This is a genomic window from Aeromicrobium sp. (genome assembly GCF_049586495.1).
GTDB lineage: Bacteria > Actinomycetota > Actinomycetes > Propionibacteriales > Nocardioidaceae > Aeromicrobium.
This window is the reverse complement of the sequence record NZ_JBAVCB010000009.1, coordinates 1-3,861: the sequence shown is the minus strand read 5'-3', so window position 1 is coordinate 3,861 and position 3,861 is coordinate 1. Positions and strand designations below refer to the sequence as shown.

The 3,861-nt window shown below is 67.3% G+C and carries 3 protein-coding genes; all 3 read right to left on the bottom strand.

Annotated elements, in window-relative coordinates; all coding sequences use genetic code 11:
• Positions 1 to 165: 165 nt before the first annotated feature.
• Entirely contained in the window at positions 166 to 1,359 is a 1,194-nt protein-coding gene (gene manA / locus WB508_RS00320; protein WP_423842873.1) for a mannose-6-phosphate isomerase, class I, read from the bottom strand.
• Positions 1,360 to 1,362: 3 nt separating this feature from the next.
• On the bottom strand, positions 1,363 to 3,135 hold the full coding sequence (locus tag WB508_RS00315; RefSeq protein WP_423842872.1) for a DEAD/DEAH box helicase: 1,773 nt from the start codon (positions 3,133 to 3,135) through the stop codon (positions 1,363 to 1,365).
• A partial coding sequence (locus WB508_RS00310; protein ID WP_423842871.1) for a sugar transferase occupies positions 3,135 to 3,861 on the bottom strand: 727 nt, incomplete at its 5' end. The genes WB508_RS00315 and WB508_RS00310, both read right to left, overlap by 1 nt.

Genomic DNA, 3,861 nt, shown 5'->3' with positions numbered 1-3,861 from the left:
GTTCGAGTAGGTCAGCATCTCGGACCACTCGGCGTGCTCAGCCCGGGCTCGGGAAGCCGCGGCAGCGGTGAGTCGCTGCTCGTCATTCCCCTGCGATTGCCGCATATATCAAACCTAGAGCAGGGGTCTGACAAACCACTTTGATACCGCCGAGATGTCCACAGTTCAGACGAGGTCGATCAGCAACGCCTCTGCGTCGGACTCGTCCGGAGGCGGCAGATACGCCTGCGCGACCTCGCCGACTCCTACGACTCGCAGCGTGCCGTCGTCCGGCCCTGCGTACATCGACTGACCACGGCTCAGCGCCAGCTGCTCGCCAGCGGCGTTGACGACCTGGACGTCTCCCCCGGTGCACACGAGGATGCGTTGCTCGGACGGCGGCAGCTCGATGCCACCAGGTTCGCCATTCGAGCACTGCCCGACGGCCAACGCGAACTCGCGGACGTCGGGGGCGAAGACGTCGATGGAGGCGCCGAACAACATGGGCGTGACCCGCGCCAACCGGGACATGCCGGCGTCGAGGCACTCGACCAGCCCGACGGGGTCCAGTGGCTTGGAGGTCAGGCCAGCGCGCAGCACGTTGTCGGAGGTGGCCATGATCTCCAGACACATGCCCCGCAGGTGCGCGTGAATGATGCCGTCTCCGAGAAACGCGGCCTCGCCGGGCTGCAGGGTCAGTCGGTTGAGCAGCAGGGCGATGACGACGCCGGGATCGCCGGGGTGGTCGTGGGCGACCTCGACCACCGTGGCGTAGGCCCGCTTGATGTCGATGCCGCGGCTCACCAGATCGGCACAGGCGGCCACGATCGCATCGACGGCATCCCGGGTCGCCCCCCCGGACAGGACGTCCTCAACCAGCCGGACGATGCCCGCAAATCCCGGATCGGCCGTGAGCACACCAGCCAGGCGCTGAGCCAGCGGCACGTCGAGCCCGTGCAGGATGCGCAGGATCTCGGCGGTCGGGCGAAATCCGACCAGTGAGTCAAAGGTGGTCAGGGCGTACGCCATCTCCGGCTTGTGGTGGGGATCCTTGAACGTACGAGCGGGGTCATCGAGCCGCACTCCGGCGGATTGTTCAGCCTCATAACCGGCCCGGGCGATCTTCGCCGACGGGTGCACCTGGACTGACAGCGGACGCGCGGCAGCCAGAATCTTGAACATGAACGGCAGCTCGCCGCTGACTGTCGACAAGGGGACCAGCACGCCGTCACGCTCGACGGCCAGCGACTCCCCGAGCGGGTGCGTGCCCATCCACTCCTCGGCCACCGGCATGCCGTCGCCGGGCTCGCCGGCGAACGCAGGAATGTCGGTCTCGGATCCCCAGTCGTACCGCCGCCTTGCATTCTTCAGGCGGTACATCGATCAGCTCTTTCCGTGCCTCGGCTTGCGCTGCGGGGGTCCGCCCTCGCCCTTGTTCTTGCCTTGATAGGGCTTGCGGTCCTCACGGGTGCGACGGATGGGCGGACCGTCGTCGCGGCGCATGTCGATCAGGCGCCCGGAGATGCGCGTGCGCTCGAGTGCCTCGAACACGGCCGGGGGCAGGTCGGCCGGCAGCTCGACCAGCGTGTGATCCTGCCCGATCGTGATGCGGCCGAAGTCGGAGCGCTTCAGGCCTCCCTCATTGGCCAAGGCGCCCACCACCGACGACGGGCCGATCTTGTGACGCTTGCCGACGTTCAACCGGTAGGCGACGCGGCCGTCGCGTGGTGCGGAGTGCTCGGACCGACTGCGCGGTGGACGCTCGGACCACTCGGTGCGTTCGGGTCGATCGGGACGTTCTCGACGCTCCGCCTTGGGCGGGTCGGGGCTCAGGAAGAAGTCCTTGTCGTCCTGGCTCATGACGGCCAGCGCGGCGGCGACATCGGCCATGCTGACCTCGTTGGAGGTGGCGTACTGCTCGACCAGGCCCCGGAAGGCGTGGAACTGCGGCGAGCCCAGGCTGTCGGTGATGGTCTGGGAGAAGCGCGACGTGCGGCTCTCGTTGACCTCCTCGGCCGAGGGCACCGGCATCTGCTCCACGGGCCGGCCTGACACCTTCTCGATGGCCTGCAACATGCGGCGTTCTCGCGGGGTGACGAACAAGATGGCGTCGCCCGTGCGACCAGCGCGGCCGGTGCGACCGATACGGTGCACGTAGGCCTCGGTGTCGTGCGGGATGTCGTAGTTGACCACGTGCGTGATGCGTTCGACGTCCAGACCGCGCGCGGCGACGTCGGTGGCAACGATGATGTCGAGGGCGCCGGCCTTGAGCTGGCTGACGGTACGCTCGCGCTGGGCCTGCACAAGATCGCCGTTCAGCGGCGCGGCATTGTGGCCGCGAGCCCGGAGTCGCTGCGCAAGCTCCTCGGTGGCTGACTTGGTGCGGACGAACACCAGCATGGCGTCGCCGGTCTCGACCTCGAGCAGCCGTGTCAGGGCATCGACCTTGTGGTGCTGCGAAACCTGGATCCAACGCTGGCGGACCGAAGTGGTCGACGTGGTGGCCTTGGGCGTGGAGATGTCGGCCGGGTCGTGCAGGTGCTTCTTCGCGATGGCCCGGATCTGCTTAGGCATGGTGGCGGAGAACAACGCCACCTGCTTGTACTCCGGCGTGCCGCTCAGAATCCGCTCGACGTCCTCGGCGAAGCCCATGTTGAGCATCTCATCGGCCTCGTCGAGCACCAGAACCTCGAGTGAGCTGAGGTCGAGGCTGCCGCGATCGAGGTGGTCGATGACCCGGCCCGGCGTGCCGACCACGATGTGCGCGCCGCGGCGAAGGCCCGCCAGCTGCACGTTGTAGCCCTGGCCGCCATACACCGGCAGCACTCGAACACCGGGCATGCTCTGCGCGTAGGAGCGCACGGCTTCTGACACCTGCAGGGCAAGCTCACGCGTGGGAGCGAGGACGAGGGCTTGGACGTGCGCGGCGTGCGGATCGATCCGCTGCAGCATCGGCAGCGTGAAGGCGGCGGTCTTGCCGGTTCCGGTCTCAGCCAGGCCGACGACGTCACGGCCGGACAGCAGCGTGGGAATGGCCTGCGTCTGGATCGGCGTGGGGGTCTCGTACCCCAGCCGCGCCAGCGTCGTCACGATCTCGTCGGACAGTCCCAGATCGGCGAAGCCGTTGGAAACGGAGTCGGGCGCTTCATCGGTCACTAGTACGCTCCCTCTGAAGACACCACGGCCCGCAAAGTCTTCCACAAGATCAGCACGTCCCCGACGATCGACCAGTTTTCCACGTAGTACAGGTCAAGACGCACCGACTCTTCCCAGCCCAGGTTAGATCGACCCGAGACCTGCCACGGGCCGGTCATGCCGGGCCGAACAAGCAGCCGCCGGTGCACCTCGGTGGCGTAGCCGGACACCTCGGACGCCAGCGGCGGGCGCGGGCCGACGAGACTCATGTCTCCCTTGAGCACGTTGATCAGCTGCGGGAGCTCATCGATCGAGGTACGACGCAGCAGCCGCCCCACCCGGGTGACGCGCGGGTCGTCGCGCATCTTGAACAGCACCTCGTTGCCGGTGTCGGCCTCCAGCTGCTCGAGCATCGCGTCGGCGCCAACGACCATCGACCGGAACTTGATCATGGCGAAGGTGCGTCCTTCGTGGCCAACCCGCTCCTGCCGGTAGAACACGGGACCGCGGGTGGTCAGCTTGATCCACACGGCTGCCACGAGGAAGACCGGGGAGAAAATGATCAGCAGGACGGCGCTGCCCACCACATCGAAAACAATCTTGATCCAGCGGGCCGCACCTCGGTACGCCGGCTGCTCCACGTGCAGCAGCGGCAGCCCTGCGACGGGCCGAACGTGAACTCGAGGGCCGGCGATGTTGGCCAAGGACGGCGCCACGATGATCTGGACGTCGTGCTCTTCCAGATCC

Coding starts and splice junctions, on each gene's coding strand:
- manA (WP_423842873.1), bottom strand. CDS start 1,359: ATGTACCGCCTGAAGAATGCAAGGCGGCGGTACGACTGGGGATCCGAG.